The organism is Cupriavidus sp. FW216-B1 (genome assembly GCF_058789195.1).
In genome coordinates, this window is sequence record NZ_JBYTEL010000001.1 from 878159 (window position 1) to 895314 (window position 17156).

14 protein-coding genes are annotated in these 17156 nt (G+C 72.1%); 8 read left to right on the plus strand and 6 right to left on the minus strand.

Annotation, left to right across the window (positions count from 1 at the left end):
- Window positions 1-262 precede the first annotated feature (262 nt).
- From AC3WXD_RS03770 to AC3WXD_RS03780, 3 genes are all read left to right on the plus strand, one after another.
- The gene (locus AC3WXD_RS03770; protein WP_454733309.1) at window positions 263-1297 is read left to right on the plus strand and encodes a sigma-54 interaction domain-containing protein; all 1035 of its coding nucleotides are present in this window, start codon (window positions 263-265) and stop codon (window positions 1295-1297) included.
- A 203-nt stretch (window positions 1298-1500) separates the two neighbouring features.
- A complete protein-coding gene (locus AC3WXD_RS03775; protein WP_059411627.1) occupies window positions 1501-1773 on the plus strand; it encodes a hypothetical protein in 273 nt (90 codons plus the stop codon).
- A 155-nt stretch (window positions 1774-1928) separates the two neighbouring features.
- The gene (locus AC3WXD_RS03780; protein WP_454733310.1) at window positions 1929-2399 is read left to right on the plus strand and encodes an ion channel; all 471 of its coding nucleotides are present in this window, start codon (window positions 1929-1931) and stop codon (window positions 2397-2399) included.
- A gap of 38 nt (window positions 2400-2437) precedes the next feature.
- On the opposite strand, the gene cls is transcribed toward AC3WXD_RS03780, so the two are convergent.
- Window positions 2438-3871, minus strand: coding sequence for a cardiolipin synthase (cls, locus tag AC3WXD_RS03785; RefSeq protein WP_492323068.1), 1434 nt, complete (start codon window positions 3869-3871; stop codon window positions 2438-2440).
- Window positions 3872-4008: 137 nt separating this feature from the next.
- Between cls and AC3WXD_RS03790 the strand changes: the two genes are divergently transcribed.
- Both AC3WXD_RS03790 and AC3WXD_RS03795 read left to right on the plus strand, forming a co-directional pair.
- A complete protein-coding gene (locus AC3WXD_RS03790; RefSeq protein WP_492323069.1) occupies window positions 4009-5034 on the plus strand; it encodes an aldo/keto reductase in 1026 nt (341 codons plus the stop codon).
- Between the two features lie 469 nt (window positions 5035-5503).
- Window positions 5504-6229, plus strand: a complete 726-nt coding sequence (locus AC3WXD_RS03795) for a response regulator transcription factor (RefSeq protein WP_492323070.1) — start codon at window positions 5504-5506, stop codon at window positions 6227-6229.
- A 25-nt stretch (window positions 6230-6254) separates the two neighbouring features.
- Here the strand turns inward: AC3WXD_RS03795 and AC3WXD_RS03800 are convergent, their stop codons facing one another.
- Window positions 6255-8084, minus strand: a complete 1830-nt coding sequence (locus tag AC3WXD_RS03800; protein WP_492323071.1) for an EAL domain-containing protein — start codon at window positions 8082-8084, stop codon at window positions 6255-6257.
- Between the two features lie 332 nt (window positions 8085-8416).
- Between AC3WXD_RS03800 and AC3WXD_RS03805 the strand changes: the two genes are divergently transcribed.
- The 3 genes from AC3WXD_RS03805 (at window position 8417) to AC3WXD_RS03815 (ending at window position 12637) form a co-directional block, all read left to right on the plus strand.
- Window positions 8417-10024 (plus strand): methyl-accepting chemotaxis protein, encoded by a 1608-nt coding sequence (locus tag AC3WXD_RS03805; RefSeq protein WP_492323072.1) that lies wholly within the window; start codon window positions 8417-8419, stop codon window positions 10022-10024.
- A gap of 163 nt (window positions 10025-10187) precedes the next feature.
- The gene (locus tag AC3WXD_RS03810; RefSeq protein WP_492323073.1) at window positions 10188-11777 is read left to right on the plus strand and encodes a class I adenylate-forming enzyme family protein; all 1590 of its coding nucleotides are present in this window, start codon (window positions 10188-10190) and stop codon (window positions 11775-11777) included.
- Window positions 11778-11812: 35 nt separating this feature from the next.
- Entirely contained in the window at window positions 11813-12637 is an 825-nt protein-coding gene (locus AC3WXD_RS03815) for an IclR family transcriptional regulator (RefSeq protein WP_059411620.1), read from the plus strand.
- Window positions 12638-12752: 115 nt separating this feature from the next.
- Here the strand turns inward: AC3WXD_RS03815 and AC3WXD_RS03820 are convergent, their stop codons facing one another.
- From AC3WXD_RS03820 to AC3WXD_RS03835, 4 genes are all read right to left on the minus strand, one after another.
- On the minus strand, window positions 12753-13307 hold the full coding sequence (locus AC3WXD_RS03820; RefSeq protein WP_063922985.1) for an MgtC/SapB family protein: 555 nt from the start codon (window positions 13305-13307) through the stop codon (window positions 12753-12755).
- Window positions 13308-13402: 95 nt separating this feature from the next.
- Window positions 13403-14491: an Ldh family oxidoreductase gene (locus AC3WXD_RS03825; protein WP_492323074.1), complete on the minus strand. Its 1089-nt coding sequence runs from the start codon at window positions 14489-14491 to the stop codon at window positions 13403-13405.
- Between the two features lie 52 nt (window positions 14492-14543).
- Complete coding sequence (locus AC3WXD_RS03830) at window positions 14544-15548, minus strand: Bug family tripartite tricarboxylate transporter substrate binding protein (protein WP_059411618.1); 1005 nt, start codon at window positions 15546-15548, stop codon at window positions 14544-14546.
- A 141-nt stretch (window positions 15549-15689) separates the two neighbouring features.
- Entirely contained in the window at window positions 15690-17111 is a 1422-nt protein-coding gene (locus AC3WXD_RS03835) for an FAD-binding oxidoreductase (RefSeq protein WP_059411617.1), read from the minus strand.
- Window positions 17112-17156: the final 45 nt, after the last annotated feature.

A 17156-nucleotide genomic window follows, 5' to 3' on the forward strand; every position in this document is an offset into this window, starting at 1 on the left:
CCGTAGGGGAGCCATCGGCCAGCGCGCGGCTGCCGCGGGGAGGCGCCGCCGGCACGGCGGCGGCCGGGCCGGAGCAGGTCACGGCGCCAAGGGGGAAAACCGGGGTATGAACCATTCTATGCGGGGGTGGCGGGCGGCGATGCCGGTGTCTGTCTGACAACGCCACGCCTTGACGAACAAGTTCGCACTTTGGCCGCAAAAGGGTGGCCTAGGGCTTCCGCAAGCGATAGCATTGGGCCAGATTGCCGCCCTGCCCCCGCCGATGCCAAGCAGCCAGCCCGACACTTCCGCCGCCCCCGTCCCCGACCGCGCCCCGGCACCGCCGGTGGACGGCGGGCCGCGCGTCGCGGTCCCGGGGCCGGCGGCGCTGCTGTGGCAGAGCGCGTCGCCGGCCATGCGGCGCCTGCTGGCCCAGATCGAACGCGTGGCCGCCACCGAAGTGACCATGCTGGCGGTGGGCGAAAGCGGCACCGGCAAGGAACTGGTCGCGCGCGCCGTGCATGAGCGCGGCGCGCGCCGCGGCGGCCCGTTCGTGGCGGTCAACTGCGGCGCGATCCCGGCCGCGCTGATCGAGTCCGAGCTGTTCGGCCACGAGAAAGGCGGCTTCACCGGCGCCGTGCAGCAGAAGGCCGGTTATTTCGAGCAGGCGCGCGGCGGCACGCTGTTCCTCGACGAAGTCACGGAAATGGCACCCGACATGCAGATCAAGCTGCTGCGCGTGCTGGAGACCCGCACCTTCCACCGTGTCGGCGGCGACACCCAGATCGCGTGCGACGTGCGCATCCTCGCCGCCACCAACCGCGATCCCGTCGAAGCCGTGCGCGACGGCCGGCTGCGCGAGGACCTGCTCTACCGGCTGGCCGTGTTCCCGCTGCACATCCCGCCGCTGCGCGAGCGCGGCGAGGACATCGCCCTGCTGGCCCGGCACTTCCTGGCCGAGTTCAACGCCATCGAAGGCACCGACAAGACCTTCTCCGCCACCGCGGTGGAGCGCCTGCGCCATTACGGCTGGCCCGGCAACGTGCGCGAGCTCAAGAACACGGTGTACCGGGCCTTCATCCTGGCCGACCGCGTGATCGACATCGCCAACCCGAACATCGCCAGCCAGCCGCCGCGCCCGTCCACGCTGGACGGCGTGGTCAACGTGCGCATCGGCACCTCGCTGGCCGACGCCCAGCGCGAGATCATCCTCGCCACGCTGGCCCGCCACGAGGGCGACAAGCGCCAGGCGGCGCGGTCGCTCGGCATCAGCCTCAAGACGCTCTACAACCGCCTGGACAGCTACCGCGCCGGCTAAAGCCGCACGCCGGGGCCGGCGGGTCGCATGCGCCGCCTCGTCCGCATCTTCCCGGACCGCCCTTCCCGCCCGACGGCGTCCTGCGCGCGGCGCGCACCCGAAACCACCCCCCTCGCCAGGGGGGAAGCAATGCGGCGCCAAACTGCGCAGACTCAGGATTCCATGCCATCGAGCCAATGCGCCCGGCGCGCGGAACCCCCGCAATGACCCCAAAACAACAAGATACCTGCCCCCTCTGCGGCATGCCGGCAGAAACCCGCATCCGCCGCGGCAGTTACGGGCAATGGGTGCTGTACGGCTGCCGCAACCCCCAGTGCGGCCCGACCGAAATCAGCACCGGCGCGCGCCGCAACCTGCGCGAGCCCGCCCGCCAGGCCGAGCTGCGCGCGCTGGCGCGCACCAGCCGCGAGCACGGCAAGCTGCCGCGCCTGGGCTATGACGGCCCGCGCGGCGAGATCTACGTGGAGTTCGACTAGCCACGGTCCGGCGCCGCGCCATGCGGCGTACTGGCAATCCTCGTGATCCGCCGTTACATTCCAGACAGTCCGTGACGGCACGGATACGCGCGCGGGCGGAACGCACCGGGCGCGGCGGCGGTCACTATGCCTACTGGCAACGCGAGGACAGACCGATGCAATTCAGCACCCACGATCTTCTGGCGCTGCTATGCGCCAGCGTGCTCACGGTGATGGTGGTCGTCATCCACTACGAGGCCCTGCGGCTGCTCTCGGCGATGAGCCCGCACCGCTGGTCCGGGCGCGTCAACGTGGGCGTGCTGATCCTGTGCATCATCGTGGCCCACTGCCTGGAAGCCATCGTGTTCGGCGCGGGCTACTGGGTGGCCGGCCACGTGCTCGGCCTCGGCGGGCTGGGCGGGCCGCAGCCGGTCCAGCCCATCACCTACATCTACTTCTCGCTGGAGACCTACACCACGCAGAGCCTGGGCGACATATCGCCGATCGGCGCGACGCGGCTGATCGCCAGCATCGAGCCGCTGGTGGGCCTGATCCTGATCGGCTGGTCGACCTCCTTCACCTACATCATCATGCGCCGCGACTGGCCTACCGCCGTGGCCTCGCAGGCGACGCAGGGCGACCTCTGAGCGCCCGCCGCTCGCCGCGCGACGGTGCTGCGGCGGCGCTACAGGATCGGCGCGAACAGCGTGGCCACGTGCATGGCCACGCGCCGCAGGCGCGACCCGCCCAGGTATTCGTCGGGCCCGATGCGGCGCGCCTGGGCGAAATCCGTCTCGAGCATGGCGGCCACGCCGGCGGCGAAGCCGCGGTCCGCGGTCATCACCATCAGCTCGAAGTTCAGGCGGAACGAGCGGTTGTCCAGGTTGGCGCTGCCCACCGCGGCCGCCTCGTCGTCGATCAGGATCACCTTCTGGTGCAGGAAACCCGGCTGGTAGCGGTAGATCTTCACGCCCGCGCACACGGCCTGGTAGGCGTACAGCGTGGAGGCGGCGAACACCACCAGGTGGTCCGGGCGCGCCGGCAGCAGGATGCGCACGTCCACGCCGCGCAGCACGGCCAGCCGCAGCACCGCGAACACGGCCTCGTCGGGCACGAAGTACGGGCTGGTGATCCACAGGCGCCAGCGCGCCGACTGGATCGCCTCGACGAAGAACAGCGAGCAGGTCTCCTGCGCGTCGGCCGGACCGGACGGCACCACCTGGCAAGTCATGCCGCCGGCGGCCGCGGCCGGCGGCGGCAGCAGCAGCGGCACCTCGCGCGCGGCCCAGTACCAGTCCTCGGCGAACACCATCTGCAGGTCCAGCACGGCGCTGCCGCGAATCTCGATATGGGTGTCGCGCCACGGCGCCAGCGGCGGCTTCAGGCCCAGGTATTCGTTGCCAACGTTGTGGCCGCCGGTAAACGCGCGGGCGCCGTCGACGATCACCAGCTTGCGGTGGTTGCGGAAATTGAGCTGGAAGCGGTTGACGAAGCCGCGCCGCGTGGCGAACGCGCGCGCCTCCACGCCGCCGGCCAGCAGCCGCTTGACGTAGTGCCCGGGCAGCGCGTGCGAGCCGATGCTGTCGTAGAGGAAATAGACCTTCACGCCGGCCGCGGCGCGCTCGCACAGCAGGTCCTGCAGGCGCCGGCCGAGCGCGTCGTCGTGGACGATGAAGAACTGCACGATCACCACCTGGCGCGCGGCGGCGATGGCCGCGAAGATCGCCGCGAAGGTGTCTTCGCCGTCGACCAGCAGGCGCACCGCGTTGTTGGCCAGGCACGGCATGCCGGTCAGGCGCGGCAAGGCGCGCAGGCAGGCCTGCTCGGGCGCGTGCACCACGCAGGCGTCGCGCGCGGCACGCTCGCCGGGGTCCATGTCGTGCGTGACCTCGCGCAGGCGGTCGTTGTTGAAGCGGCGCGCGTTGACGTAGCCGGCGAAGTTGCTGCTGCCCAGGATCAGGTAAGGCACCAGCGTGAAGTACGGCATCATCACCAGCGAGCCGGCCCACGCGATGGCGCCGGGCGCCGTGCGCACCGTCATCACCGCATGCAGGGCCGCGAGCACGCCGAGCGCATGGAAGGCCAGCACGATCACGGCAATCAGGGAAGGACTCGGCATGGCCGTCGGAGAGCGCCTGGCGGCGGCGGATCGCAATGCCCGCCATTCTGGCATAGGCCCGGCAGAATTTCGCGACTAGCGTTAAGCTGTAGCGCTTTTCGTTCCGCCGCAGTACCGCATCGTCAAGGAAGACCGCAATGTCAGAGTTCAAGATGGAATACCGGCGCCTGGGCGCCAGCAACCTGAAGGTATCGGCCCTGTGCCTGGGCACCATGATGTTCGCCGACCAGACCGACGAGGCCGAAGCCGGCCGCATCGTCGACAGCGCGCGCGCGCATGGCGTCAACTTCATCGACACCGCCGACGTCTACAGCAAGGGCGCCTCCGAGCGCATGGTCGGCCGCCTGCTGGCAGGCGACCGCCACGACTGGGTGCTGGCCAGCAAGCTCGGCAACCCGATGGACGCCGCGCCCAACCGCTCGCACTACTCGCGCACCTGGATCCTGCGCGAGTCCGAGGAAAGCCTGCGCCGCCTGGGCACCGACTACCTCGACATCCTCTACCTGCACCGCGACTTCCCCGGCGAGAACCTGGAAGAGCCGGTGCGCGCGATGGGCGACCTGATCCGCGCCGGCAAGATCCGCTACTGGGGCGTGTCCAACTTCCGCGGCTGGCGCATCGCCGAGATCGCGGCGCTGTGCGACCGGCTCGGCGTGCCGCGCCCGGTGGTCTGCCAGCCCTACTACAACCTGCTCAACCGCATGCCGGAAGTGGAGATCCTGGCCGCCTGCCAGCACTTCGGCCTGGGCGTGGTGCCCTACAGCCCGATCGCGCGCGGCGTACTCACCGGCAAGTACCTGCCCGGCCAGCAGCCGCCGCAGGATTCGCGCGCGGGCCGCGCCGACCGCCGCATGATGGAAACCGAGTTCCGCGAGGAATCGCTGGTCATCGCGCAGACGCTCAAGCAGCATGCCGAGGGCCGCGGGCTCCAGCTCGGGCAGTTCGCCACGGCCTGGGTGCTGGCCAACCCCATCGTCAGCTCGGTGATCGCCGGGCCGCGCACGCTGGCGCAGTTCGAGGACTATTTCGGCGCCGTGGGCGTGGCGCTGTCGGCCGACGAAGAAGCACTGGTGGACAGCCTGGTGCGCCCGGGCCACGCCTCCACGCACGGCTACAACGATCCCAACTACCCGCTGACGGGACGGCCGATCTCGGCGTTCTGACCCTGCCGGCCGCCCCGGCCGGCACTGGCACCACCACCGCACCCGCCGCCCGGCGGGTGCCGCCGCGCCCGCGCTGCCTCGCCGCGCGACTGCCCAAGATTTAGGCAGGCCGGCATCCTTCCGCCCCCATTGGCCGCGCGCCCCGCGCGGGCCCCGCTTATCCACACATCCTGTGGATAACGTCGGGCGGCGCTTTCGGACAAATCATGTATGCGCGCTGCGGCGGGCGCGCCCGCGTCCGCCGGCGCGCCCGCCGCACAGGATGAGTCGCCGGGTATTTTGGGAATGCTCTGCCTGGGCTTGCGGACAGCTCCGATCAATATCCGGCCCGGCGCGGACTATGCTGCCCGCATCGCCTTGCGGGACAGGCCCAGCCCATCCCGGTCCAGCGCATGGCTGCCCGTCTGGCCGGGCGGCGGATGCGCGCGCCCGCCCGCCATTTGCCCAAACGCCAGTTGGACATTCCCCCATGAAGATCGCACTGCTAGCGGACCGCTCGGTTCAGGCCGAGGCCCTGTCGGATTCCCTGCTCCGCGCCGGCATGCACTGCCACACGTACCATGCCAGCCAAGACCTGTTCCAGCGCATCGACCGCTCGCGCTACGACGTCCTGCTGATCGACCACGAACTGGCCGACATGCCGGCGGTGCAGGCCGTGCGCGCGGTGCGCGCGGCGTGGAGCGGCGAGCTGCCGGTGATGGTGCTGTCCGACCGGCGCGACGAGGACTCGGTCGTCAACACCCTGCAGGCGGGCGCCGACGACTACATGATCCGCCCGCTGCGCGCGCGCGAGCTGGTGGCGCGGCTGCACGCGCTGCGCCGCCGCACCGGCGCGCGCGAGGCGGCCCCCGGCCCCGCCATCGCGATGGGGCCCTACACGCTGGACTGCCTGTCGCGCCGCGCCGCCTTCCGCGGCCAGCGCGTGGCACTCACGCCCAAGGAGTTCGACCTCGCCGCGCTGCTGTTCTCGGGCGCCGGGCGGGTGATGCCGCACGCGCAGATCGAGCACGCGATCTGGGGCTACGCGCTGCCGCCGGGCTCGCGCGCGCTGGCCAACCTGGTCTCGCGCCTGCGCCGCACGCTGGCGCTGCACCCCGGCAACGGCGTGGTCCTCTCGGTGGTCTACGGGCAGGGCTACCGCCTGGAGGAAACCGCGGCCGGCGTCAGCCGGCGCAACCGGCGCGCCGGGGGCTAGGCGCGCGCCGCCGGGCCGGCCGCGCTCAGGCGCCGAGCCGCCCGTCGCGCATCAGCTCGCGCAGGTCGATCACGACGAAGCCGCTGCTGGCCTTCTTGGCCTCGCGCTTGGCGGTGGCCGCGGCCGCGCCGATATGGCTGCTGTCCAGCCGCCACGGGCCGGGCCCGCCGGCGGGCCCGGCGGCCGGCAGCGGTCCCACGCGCACCGCGCCGGCGGCCATCGTCACGGCCGGGAAAAAGGTCTGCTGGCCGAGGCGGTCCTCGCCGTGGATGCCGCCGGCCTCGCGGTCGGCGCTGGTGTACAGCTCGCGCGCGGCGCGGTTGAAACCGGCGATGGCCGTGCGCGTGCGGGTTTCCCAGTCGGGACTCTGGTACAGCACCAGGAAGTCGTCGCCACCGACATGGCCGAGGAAGTCGCGCGCGGGGTCGCACGCCTGCGCCAGCAGGGCAGCCGCGCCCTTGAGCATCTCGTCGCCCTTCCAGTAGCCGTACTGGTCGTTGTAGGGCTTGAAATGGTTGAGGTCGACATAGCAGGCGTGGAACTCGGCGCCGGCGTCGAGCAGGCGGTCGATATGGCGGTTCAGCGGCATGTTGCCGGGCAGGAAGGTCAGCGGGTTGGCATAGCGCGCCGCCTCCATGCGGATTTCCGTGACCGCGCGGATCAGGTCCGCGCCGGTGCCCAGCCCGGCGTAGCGTCCCTGCTCGGTCACGATGAAGCCGTCGGCCAGCGGGCGCTGGTCCTCGCCGGCGAGCGCGCGCGCCATCTCGTCGATGCCGGCGCCCTTGTCGAAGCACAGCGGCGCGCGGCTGGCCAGGCTCATGCCGTTCTTCTTGCCGTACAGCTCGCGGTGGAACGGCGCGGTGAAGCGGTCGAGGAAATAATGCCGGTTGACGATGGCCAGCGGCGTGCCGTCGTCGTTGACCACGGCCACCGCGTGCAGGCCGGGGCGCGCGTGGAACAGGTCCAGCAGCGCGTTGTTGGTGATGCCGGCGCGCACCGCCGGCGCGGGCCGCATCAGCTTGCCCGCGGTGACGCCCGGGCGCGCCGAGCGCACCGTCTGCGGGAACACCGCGATCTGCTTGGACCCCAGCGCCTGGCGCGCCTGCGGCGCGACCGCCATGACCGGCTGCGCCGCTGGCCGGCCCAGGTAGTAGCCCTGCCCGAACGGCACGCCGAGGTCGCGCAGCACGGCCAGCTCGTCGGCATCCTCGATGCCTTCGGCAATGACCGCGCAGCCGAGCGCCTTGGCCAGCGCCAGCATGGTGCGCACGATCTCCAGGCGCCGCGGGCTGGTGCCGATGCCGCGCACCAGCGACTTGTCCAGCTTGACGTAGTGCGGCGTCAGGTGGATCAGGCGGTCGAGGTTGGCGTGGCCGGTGCCGAAGTCGTCCAGCGCGTACTGCATGCCCAGCTCCTGCAGCACGCCCATCGCCTGCCCGAAGCGCTCGGCATGCTCGATCTGCGCCTGCTCGGTGATCTCGATCACCACCCGCGCGGGGTCGATGCTGCCGGCCACCAGCGCCTTCATCGCGCGCCCGCCGTCGGCCAGCAGGCAGCGCAGCGCCATCGTGCTGAAATTCAGGAACAGGCTGCCCGGCAGCGCGAGCGCGGCGCTGGAGGACAACGCCGTGCGCGCCGCCTCCAGCTCGATCTGCACGGTGTCGTCCTCGTTGCGGGCGAGGCGGAACAGCGCATCGGGCATGGCCAGTTGCGAGCCGGTCGGGCCGCGCACCAGCGCTTCGTATCCGAGGATCTCGCCGGTGCCGAACGCAACGATGGGCTGGAACACGGTGTGCAGCGGCGGCAAGCGAAGCCGCGGCAAGGTCACGCCGGCCAGGGGGGAAGCGTTGGACATGAACGGATAACGGACAGGCGTGACGAAACGTGAGCGGGAGGCGAGATAAAACGCGGCGAATGGATGGCGATTGGGCGGCGGCTGGTGGTGGAGGCGGACGCGGCGCGGGGAGGCCGGTGTGGCGCACACGTATTTCATGTCAGCGATATGACACGCCGATGACAATGGGTATTACCCCAATGGCCGGTCAGGGTGTCACGGTTTTGTCACAGAGGTATCCCAGCATGCGCGGCATAAGAGAAGTCGCCGCCGGCGGCCGCCGGCGCACGGCGGGCCGGATCGCGGCGACCAGGGTCAGTATGCGGGCCGCGAGGCCCATCGGAGTCCTCACCGTGTTGCAAGCCGCCGTTCCACTCTCCCCCGCCCGCCGCGCGGGCCCGCGCCTGCCCGCCTGGCTGGGCCGGCTGCCGCTGGCCGCGCGCCTGTGCATCGCCTTCGCGCTGGTCTATGCGTTCGGCGCCGCGGTCGGGCTGACGGGCATCGTCAGCCTGGTCTCGGTCAAGCAGATGACCGACACTCTGTACCAGCGCGACATGCGGGGCGCCATCGCGGCCGAGCGCGCGCAGTCGGCGCTGGCCCGGCTGGAGCGCGCCCAGCTTTCGCTCACGCTGGCCACCAGCGGCAGCGAGCGCGACGCGGCCGGCGCCGACATCGACAGCGCCCTGGCGCGGCTCGACCAGGCCCTCACCGTGGTGCGCGCGGCCACGCCGGCGCAGGCCGAAGCGCTGCGCAAGGAACGCGACAGCGCCGCCACGCTGCTGGGTGGCTACGTGGCGCTGCTGCGCAAGCAGCCGCTCGACCCGCTGCAGTTCGACAGCGCGGTTTCCGTGGACGGCCATTTCCTCGGCGAGCAGTTGCAGAAGCTCGCCACCGTGGTGGAGGCCGCACGCACCCGCCAGGAGCGCCAGGCCGCCGACACCGTGGCCGCGGTGACGTCCAGCCAGCTGCGCGCGCAGGGCCTGATGGCGGCCATGCTGCTGGCCAGCCTGGCCGCGGCGGCGGCGCTGGCCTGGTTTGCCGCGCGCCAGTTGCTGTCGCAGCTCGGCGGCGAGCCGGCGGACGCCGCCGAGGTGGCCAGCCGCATCGCCTCCGGCGACCTGCGCCAGGCCGTGCCGCTGCGCCGCGGCGACACCCGCAGCCTGATGTGCATGCTGGCCCGCATGCGCGACCAGCTCGCCGGCGTGCTGGCCGACATCCGCCGCTCGTCGGGCGAGATCGCCGCCACCAGCGCGGGCATCGCCGGCGGCAACCAGGACCTGTCGCGCCGCACCGCCTTGCAGGCCAGCGCGCTGGCCGCCGCCACCGACAGCGTGGCGCGCCTCGCCACGCTGGTCGGGCAGGCCCGCGAGCAGGCCACGGAGTCGAGCGCGATGGCGCGCCAGGCACGCCAGGCCACCGACGCCGGCATGGGCGTGGTCAGCCAGATGAGCGGCGCGATGGACGCCGTGCACGGGCATTCGCGCAGCGTGGCGGAGATGGTGGGGGTGATCGAGAGCATCGCCTTCCAGACCAACATCCTGGCGCTCAACGCGGCCGTGGAAGCGGCCCGCGCCGGTGAAGCCGGGCGCGGCTTCGCGGTGGTGGCCGAGGAAGTGCGCGGGCTGGCCCAGCGCAGCGCCACCTCGGCGCGCGAGATCCGCGCCACCATCGGCCAGGCCACCGCCGAGATCGCGCGCGGCGCGCAGCTGAGCCAGGAAGTGGTGAGCGCCATGAGCGGCATCGAGCAGGCGGTCGGCCAGAGCCACGCGCTGTCCGAGCGGCTGTGCGGCGTGGCCGACGAGCAGGCGCAGGGCGTGCGCGCGGTCGGCGAAGCGGTGGCCCAGCTCGAGCAGACCAGCCGGCAGAACGCCGAGCTGGTCGAAGCGGTGACGGCGCAGGCGGCGAGCCTGGACGAACAGGCCGCCGGGCTGGCGGCCGGGGTGGCGCGCTTCCGCTTCTGACGCCCGGCTTCTGGCTCCCTGCGTCTGGCATCCTCCCACCCATGTTCCGCAATGCAGAACATGGGTTCCACGGTGCAGTTGACGGGCACGGCGATCGATGGGACTATTGCCGCCATCGAACAAATCCGGCGGCCACGCCGGAAAGCCTTGCCCGGAGACATTGATGAGCACCACCACGCCCGGCGCGTCCGCGCCGGCGGCGGAATCGCGCGCCGATTCCATCGCCGCCACCCCCACCACCTCCCCCGCCACCGCGTTCACCCGCCTGCACCAGACCATCGCGCCTTGGGTGCGCAGCCATCCGGAGCGCCTGGCCCTGGTCGATGCCGAGCGCTCGCTGCGCTACGGCGAGCTCGACGGCGCCATTGCCGGCACCGCCCGCGCGCTGGCGGCGCTGGGCGTGCGCGGCGGCGACCGCGTGGTGCTGGTGACGGAGAACTGCGTGGGCTGCGCGGTGCTGATCCTGGCGCTCAGCGCGCTCGACGCGTGGGCCGTGCCGGTCAACGCGCGCCTGTCGCAGCGCGAGATCGGCAACATCGTCGAGCATGCCGGCGCCCGCGTGGCGCTGTACCTGGACGGCGCCCATGCGGAAGCGCGCGAGCACGGCCTGGCGCGCGGCGCGCAGCCGGCGCAGTGGCCGCACGTGGGCCGCCTGCTGGTGGGCGCGGTGAACGCGGCGGCGGTGCCCGAGCCGGTCGAGCCGGCGGCGCGCGACCAGGTCGCCGCGCTGATCTACACCACCGGCACCACCGGCGCGTCCAAGGGCGTGATGCTCACGCACGCCAACATGATGTTCATCGGCCGCTCCAACCGCGCGCAGGGCCGCGTGCAGCCGGGCGACCGCGTCTACGGCGTGCTGCCGATGTCGCACGTGTACGGCCTGTCGGTGCTGCTGGTGGGGCCGCTGTCCAACGGCGCCACGGTGTTCTACGAGGCGCGCTTCCGCCCCGAGACGCTGGCGCGGGCGCTGGCCGAACAGCAGCTCACCGTGCTGCACGGCGTGCCGGCGCTGTACGCCAAGCTGATCGAATGGAGCCGCGCGCAGGCCACGCCGCTGCGCGCGCCCGCGCTGCGCATGGCGCAGTCCGGCGGCGCGCCGCTCACCGAGACGCTCAAGGCCGCCTTCGAAAGCAGCTTCGGCATCGTGCTGAACAACGGCTACGGCATGACCGAGACCTCGCCCACGGTGTGCCAGACGCGCGTGGAGTCGCCGCGCGCGGACTGCTCGGTCGGCCCGGTGGTGCCCGAGGTGGAGATCCGCCTGGGCGACCCGCTGCCAGACGGCAGCGGCGAGCTGCTGGTGCGCGGCCCCAACGTGATGAAGGGCTACTACCGCCGCCCCGACCTGACCGCGCAGGTGATCGACGCCGACGGCTGGCTGCATACCGGCGACCTCGCGCGCATCGACGCCGACGGCGCGGTGTTCATCGTCGGCCGCTCCAAGGAAATCATCATCCACTCCGGCTTCAACGTGTACCCGGAGGAAGTCGAGCAGTCGATCAACGCCTTCCCGGCCGTGCTGCAGTCCGCCGTGGTGGGGCGCGCGGTGGAGGGCAACGAGGAAGTCGTCGCCTTCGTCGAGGTGCGCGCCGGCATGGCGCTGGACCCGGCCGCGCTGCGCGCGTTCCTGCGCGACCAGTTGTCGCCATACAAGATCCCGCACGAGGTGCGCGTCGTCGAGCACCTGCCGGCCGCGCCGTCCGGCAAGATCCTCAAGGCGAAGCTGCGCGAGATGCTGGCCGCCGCCGGCTGATCCGCATCCACGGTCCCGCCAGTCACCGCCCGCGCATGGACAACCTCGACGATCCGGACCCGCCGCCGCCCGACGACGGCGCCCAGCCCAAGGAAGACCGGCATTTCGTCACCGCGCTGGCGCGCGGGCTCGACGTGCTGGCGTGCTTCCGCAGCTACGAGACGCGGCTCGGCAATGCCGAGCTGGCGCAGCGCTGCGGCCTGCCCAAGTCCACCGTGTCGCGCCTGACCCATACCCTGACCGAGCTGGGCTACCTGCGCCTGGACCCCGAGCAGGCCAAGTACCAGCTCGGCAGCTCCGCGCTGGCGATGGCGCCGGCGGCGCAGCAGGGCGTGGACGTGCTGGAGGTGGTGCGCCCCTTCATGCGGGCGCTGGCGGACCTGTCGCAAGGCGTGACCTCGCTGATCGTGCGCGACCGCGCGCAGATGCTGATCTACGAGAACTGCCAGTCGGAGTCCTACCTGACGCTGCGCGTGGCGGCGGGCACGCGCATCTCGGGGCTGACCACGGCCGCCGGGCGCGCCTATCTCGAAGCGCTGCCGCCGGCCGAGCGCAAGCAGGCGCTGGCCGCGTTCCGCCGCCACGACGGGCTGGACGCCGCGCGCGCCGAGGCCATCGTGGCGCACGGCGGCGCCGAGGTGCGGCGCATGGGCTGCACCACGTCGTTCGGCGAATGGCTGCCCGACATCAACTCCATCGCCGCCGCGTTCCGCCCGGGCCGCGCGCTGCCGCCGATGACGCTGTCATGCAGCGGCCCCACCGCCATCGTGCCGGCCGCGATGCTGCTGGAAACGGTGCGCCCGCTGCTGGTGGAAAGCGTGCGCGGCATCGAGGCGGCGCTGCAAGCGCAGGCGCGCTGAGCGGCGGGCAGGAAGACGGACGGACAGACGGACAGTCAGACCGACGGACGGCAGACCGGCAAAAAGGCGAGCAAGGAGGCGAGCAAGGAGGCGGGCAGGAAAGCGCCGCGCCGGCTCAGCTTTCGTCCAGGCCCGGCGGCATCGCGCGCGGGTTGCCGCCCTGCTCGCCCTGCCTGCCTTCCGGGCCGTGGCCGCCGAAGTCGCGGTGGCGCTTGTGCTCGCGCAGCAGCGCTTCTTCCTGCCGCAGGCGCCGGCGCAGGCCGCGCTCGAAGCGCCCGCCGATCAGGAGCAGCAGCAGCCCCAGCGCCAGCGCGATCGCCACGATGGCGTAGTACCCCGCCCCGCACGCCGCACCGACGATGGCGGCCAGCCAGATCGCCGCCGCCGTGGTCAGGCCCTGGGGCTTGTCGTCGTTGCTGTGGCGCGAGATCACGCCCACGCCGAGAAAGCCGATGCCGGTCAGCAGGCCCTGCAGCACGCGCGACATGGCATCGGGCGGATGGCCCGACACCGTCACCACGCACACCGCGGCGGCGGCGCCCAGCGACACCAGCCCCAGCGTGCGCACGCCGGCCGGCTTGCCGTGCAGGTTGCGGTCCAGCCCGAGCAGGACCCCGCACAGCAGGCCGGAGAAAAGGCGGAGGAACAGGTCGAGGCTGAAAGCTTGCATGGATGGCGGCGGACGATGGCAGGCAGATGCCGGATTCCGCGAGCTTACCGCACGGCGCCGGCCGCCGGCCAGCGCCCCCGCCAATGCCCCGGTCTTCAGGCCAGCGCCGCGGGCGCCGCCATGCCGTACTTTTCCAGCCACGGCGCGAGCTGCGGCAGGATCGCCGGGTTCAGCGCCACGCCCTCGCGCAGTTGCCGCGCCTTGCGCTCGAGCGCGCCCTGCCCCGGCAGTCTGACCCGGTCCACGCCGGGCCGCGGCGGGTTGCCGGTGCTAGCGCGCGCCACCCAGCCCATCTGCGTGGCGAAGGCTTCCTCGCCGGCGAACGCGGCCGGGTCGAGGATCTGCAGGAACACGGTGTTGCCCCAGCGCTTGCCCGGGTCGTCGCGGCCGTGGCCGGTCAGGCCGGCGGTCAGCGCCTCCACCATCAGCGACAGCGCGAAGCCCTTGTGGCCCACGTCGAGCCCGCCCAGCGGCAGGATCGAGCCGGCGTGCGGGGGAAACAGCACGGCCGGGTCGTCGCTGGCGTTGCCGTGCTCGTCGATCAGCCACTGGTGCGGCAGGCGCTTGCCTTCCTTGTACAGGCGGCCGGTCAGGCCGTTGGTGGTGATGGAGGTGGACACGTCGATCAGCACCGGGCCCTCGGGCGTGGGAAACCCGACCGCCAGCGGGCTCGGCGAGAACACCGCGCGGGTGCCGCCGAACGGCGCCACGGTGGCTGCGCCCGGCGCCGACGAGAACAGCAGCATGACCAGCCCGGCCCGCGTGGCGCGCTCCAGGTAGGCCGCCAAGCAGGCGATGTGGTGCGAGCGGCGGATGGTCACGGTGCCGGTGCCGTAGTCGCGCGCGCGCGCCATCGCGCTTTCCATCGCGCGCAGGGTCAGCCACGGGCCGGGCAGGCGCTTGCCGTCCCAGGTGGCGACGGCGGCGCGCTCGGAGATGACGTCGTAGTCTTCCGTGACCGCCATGCTGCCGCTCTCGATCTCGGCCAGGTAGGTCGGCAGCAGTTGCAGGCCGTGGGTGTCGTGGCCCATCAGGTCGGCCTCGATCAGGATGTCGGCCACGTCGGCGGCGCGGTCGTCCGGCATGCCGGCGCGCACGAACATGGCCTGGGCCATGCCGCGCAGCGCGGCGGCGTCATGGCGCGGGGTGGCAAGACGCGGAGTGGCGGGGGCGGGATTGCTCATGATGATGGTTCCTCGATGGGGGCGCGCCCGGCGCGGCCTGCCGGGCGCCGGTTTATTCGTCGACCGAGACGCCGGCCGCCTTGACGACCTTCTCCCAGCGCACCTTCTCCGCCAGCGCGAAGGCCTGGAATTCGGCGGCGGGCTTGGGGTCGGGATCGGCGCCGGCGGTCACCAGCGCCTCGCGGAAATCGGGGCGGGCCGAGGCCGCCATGATGATGTCGCTCAGGCGCGTGACGATCTCGCGCGGCGTGCGCGCCGGCGCGAACACGCCGAACCACGAGCCGGTGACGAAGCCCGGCAGGCCGGCTTCTTCCATCGTCGGCACATTGGGCAGCGCGCTCATGCGGTGCGCGCCGGTGACGGCCAGCGCCTTGAGCTTGCCGGCCTTGACGAACGGCAGCGAGGTCGGCGCGTTGTCGAACATCAGTTGCACCTGCCCGCCCATCAGGTCGGTCACGGCGGGCGCGCTGCCCTTGTAGGGCACGTGCACCATCGACACGCCGGTCATGACCTTGTACAGCTCGCCCGAGAGATGGATCGAGGTGCCGGTGCCGGACGAGGCGAAGGTGGTGCTGCCGTTGGCGCGCTTGACGTACTGGGTCAGCTCCTTGACGCTGTTGGCCGGCACGCCGGGGTTGACCACCAGGATGTTGGGCACCGAGGCGACCATCGCCACCGCGGCGAAGTCCTTGACGGTGTCATAGGGCATCTTGCGGTAGAAGCTGGCGTTGATGGCATTGGTGCCGACCGTGCCCACCAGCAGCGTGTAGCCGTCCGGCGCGGACTTGGCCACGGTGTCGGCGCCGATGTTGCCCGAAGCGCCCGGGCGGTTGTCCACCACCACCGCCTGCCCCAGCGACTTCTGCAGCTCGCGCGCGACCAGGCGCGCCACGATGTCGGTGTTGCCGCCCGCGGTGAACGGCACGATCAGGCGGATCGGCTTGGCCGGCCAGGTCTCGGCCCGCGCCGGCAGCGCGCCGCAGACGGTGGTGGCGGCCAGCACGGCCAGGGCCAGCAGCGAGGCGCGGCGGCCGCGCTTGTGCGTTGCATCTTGCATCGGTGTCTCCTGCTCTTTGCGAGCTTTGTGGTTCGGCTTTCTTCGGGGCTTCTTCGAGCCTTCCCTGGCCTTCCTCGGGCTTTCTTCCTACCTTCCTCGGGCTTTCTTCCTGCCCTCTGCGGGGCTTTCCCGGTTCGCCTGTCAGCGCGGCGGCAGCAGCCGGCCCGGGTTCATCAGGCCGTGCGGGTCCAGCGCCTGCTTGATCCTCTGCATCAGCGCCATTTCCACGGCGGACTTGTAGTGCGCGTTCTTCCCGACCTTGAGCTGGCCGATGCCGTGCTCGGCGGAGATCGAGCCGCGCACGCGCGCCACCGCCTCGTACACCAGCGCGCTGACCGCCGCGCCGCTGGCCTGCACGAACGGTGCCTGCGGCTGGCCGGCCGGGGCACTGACGTTGTAGTGCAGGTTGCCGTCGCCGAGATGGCCGAAGGCCAGCACGCGCGCGCCTGGGTGGGCCGCCACGATGTCGGCGCTGGTGCGCTCGATGAAGGTGGCGATGGCCGAGATCGGCACCGAGATGTCGTGCTTGACGTTGTCGCCGCCGTCGAGCGACTGCGCCTCGGGCAGGTGGTGGCGGATGCGCCAGAGCGCGTCGGACTGCGCCAGCGAGGCGGCGATGGCCGCGTCGGCCACGATGCCGGCCTCGAAGGCTTCCTCCATCAGCTCGCCGAACGCCTGCGTGGCGTGCGCCTCGCTGTGCGGGTCGCTGCTTTCCAGCAGCACGTACCAGGGATGGTCCTGCTCGAACGGCGCGCGGCAATCGGGGAAATGGCGCGCCACCAGCGCCATGCAGGCCCCGCTCATCAGCTCGAACGCGGTCAGCGTGGCGGCCAGCCGGCGCTGGGCCAGCTCCAGCAGGCGCAGCGCGGCATGCGGGTCGGCCACGGCGGCCAGCGCGGTCATGCGCGCGGCCGGGCGCGGATAGAGCTTGAGCGTGGCGGCGGTGATCACGCCCAGCGTGCCCTCGGCGCCGATGAACAGCTGCTTGAGGTCGTAGCCGGTATTGTCCTTGCGCAGCGCGCGCAGGCCGTCCCAGATCTCGCCGTCGGGCGTGACCACTTCCAGCCCCAGGCACAGCTCGCGCGTGTTGCCGTAGCGCAGCACCTGCACGCCGCCGGCATTGCTGGCGAGGTTGCCGCCGATGGTGCAGCTGCCTTCCGCGCCGAGCGAGAGCGGATAGAGGCGGTCCGCCTCCTGCGCGGCCTGCTGGACGTTGGCCAGGATGCAGCCGGCCTCGGCGGTCAGCGTGTTGTTGAGCGGGTCGATCTCGCGGATGCGGTTCAGGCGCGCGGTGGACAGCACCAGCGCGTGGCCGCCGCCGTCGGGCACGGCGCCGCCCACCATGCCGGTATTGCCGCCCTGCGGCACCAGCGGCACGCGGTGCGCCGCGCACCAGCGCACCACCGCGGCCACGTCCGCCGTGGTGTCCGGCTGCGCCACGGCCAGCGTGCGGCCGGTGAAGTTGCGGCGCCAGTCGGTCAGGAACGGCGCGGTGTCGTCGGGCGCGGTCAGCAGCCGCCCGGAGAAATGGCCGCGCAGGCCATCCAGCGTGCCAGTGGTCATGCGAAGGGTCTCCTGTTCTGCGTTCTTGTTATGGATCTGGTGCGA

Bases quoted from the DNA above. Each gene is read 5' to 3' on its own strand.
- AC3WXD_RS03770 (WP_454733309.1), top strand. From the start codon at position 263: ATGCCAAGCAGCCAGCCCGACACTTCCGCCGCCCCCGTCCCCGACCGC.
- AC3WXD_RS03775 (WP_059411627.1), top strand. From the start codon at position 1,501: ATGACCCCAAAACAACAAGATACCTGCCCCCTCTGCGGCATGCCGGCA.
- AC3WXD_RS03780 (WP_454733310.1), top strand. From the start codon at position 1,929: ATGCAATTCAGCACCCACGATCTTCTGGCGCTGCTATGCGCCAGCGTG.
- cls (WP_492323068.1), bottom strand. From the start codon at position 3,871: ATGCCGAGTCCTTCCCTGATTGCCGTGATCGTGCTGGCCTTCCATGCG.
- AC3WXD_RS03790 (WP_492323069.1), top strand. From the start codon at position 4,009: ATGTCAGAGTTCAAGATGGAATACCGGCGCCTGGGCGCCAGCAACCTG.
- AC3WXD_RS03795 (WP_492323070.1), top strand. From the start codon at position 5,504: ATGAAGATCGCACTGCTAGCGGACCGCTCGGTTCAGGCCGAGGCCCTG.
- AC3WXD_RS03800 (WP_492323071.1), bottom strand. From the start codon at position 8,084: ATGTCCAACGCTTCCCCCCTGGCCGGCGTGACCTTGCCGCGGCTTCGC.
- AC3WXD_RS03810 (WP_492323073.1), top strand. From the start codon at position 10,188: ATGAGCACCACCACGCCCGGCGCGTCCGCGCCGGCGGCGGAATCGCGC.
- AC3WXD_RS03815 (WP_059411620.1), top strand. From the start codon at position 11,813: ATGGACAACCTCGACGATCCGGACCCGCCGCCGCCCGACGACGGCGCC.
- AC3WXD_RS03820 (WP_063922985.1), bottom strand. From the start codon at position 13,307: ATGCAAGCTTTCAGCCTCGACCTGTTCCTCCGCCTTTTCTCCGGCCTG.
- AC3WXD_RS03825 (WP_492323074.1), bottom strand. From the start codon at position 14,491: ATGAGCAATCCCGCCCCCGCCACTCCGCGTCTTGCCACCCCGCGCCAT.
- AC3WXD_RS03830 (WP_059411618.1), bottom strand. From the start codon at position 15,548: ATGCAAGATGCAACGCACAAGCGCGGCCGCCGCGCCTCGCTGCTGGCC.
- AC3WXD_RS03835 (WP_059411617.1), bottom strand. From the start codon at position 17,111: ATGACCACTGGCACGCTGGATGGCCTGCGCGGCCATTTCTCCGGGCGG.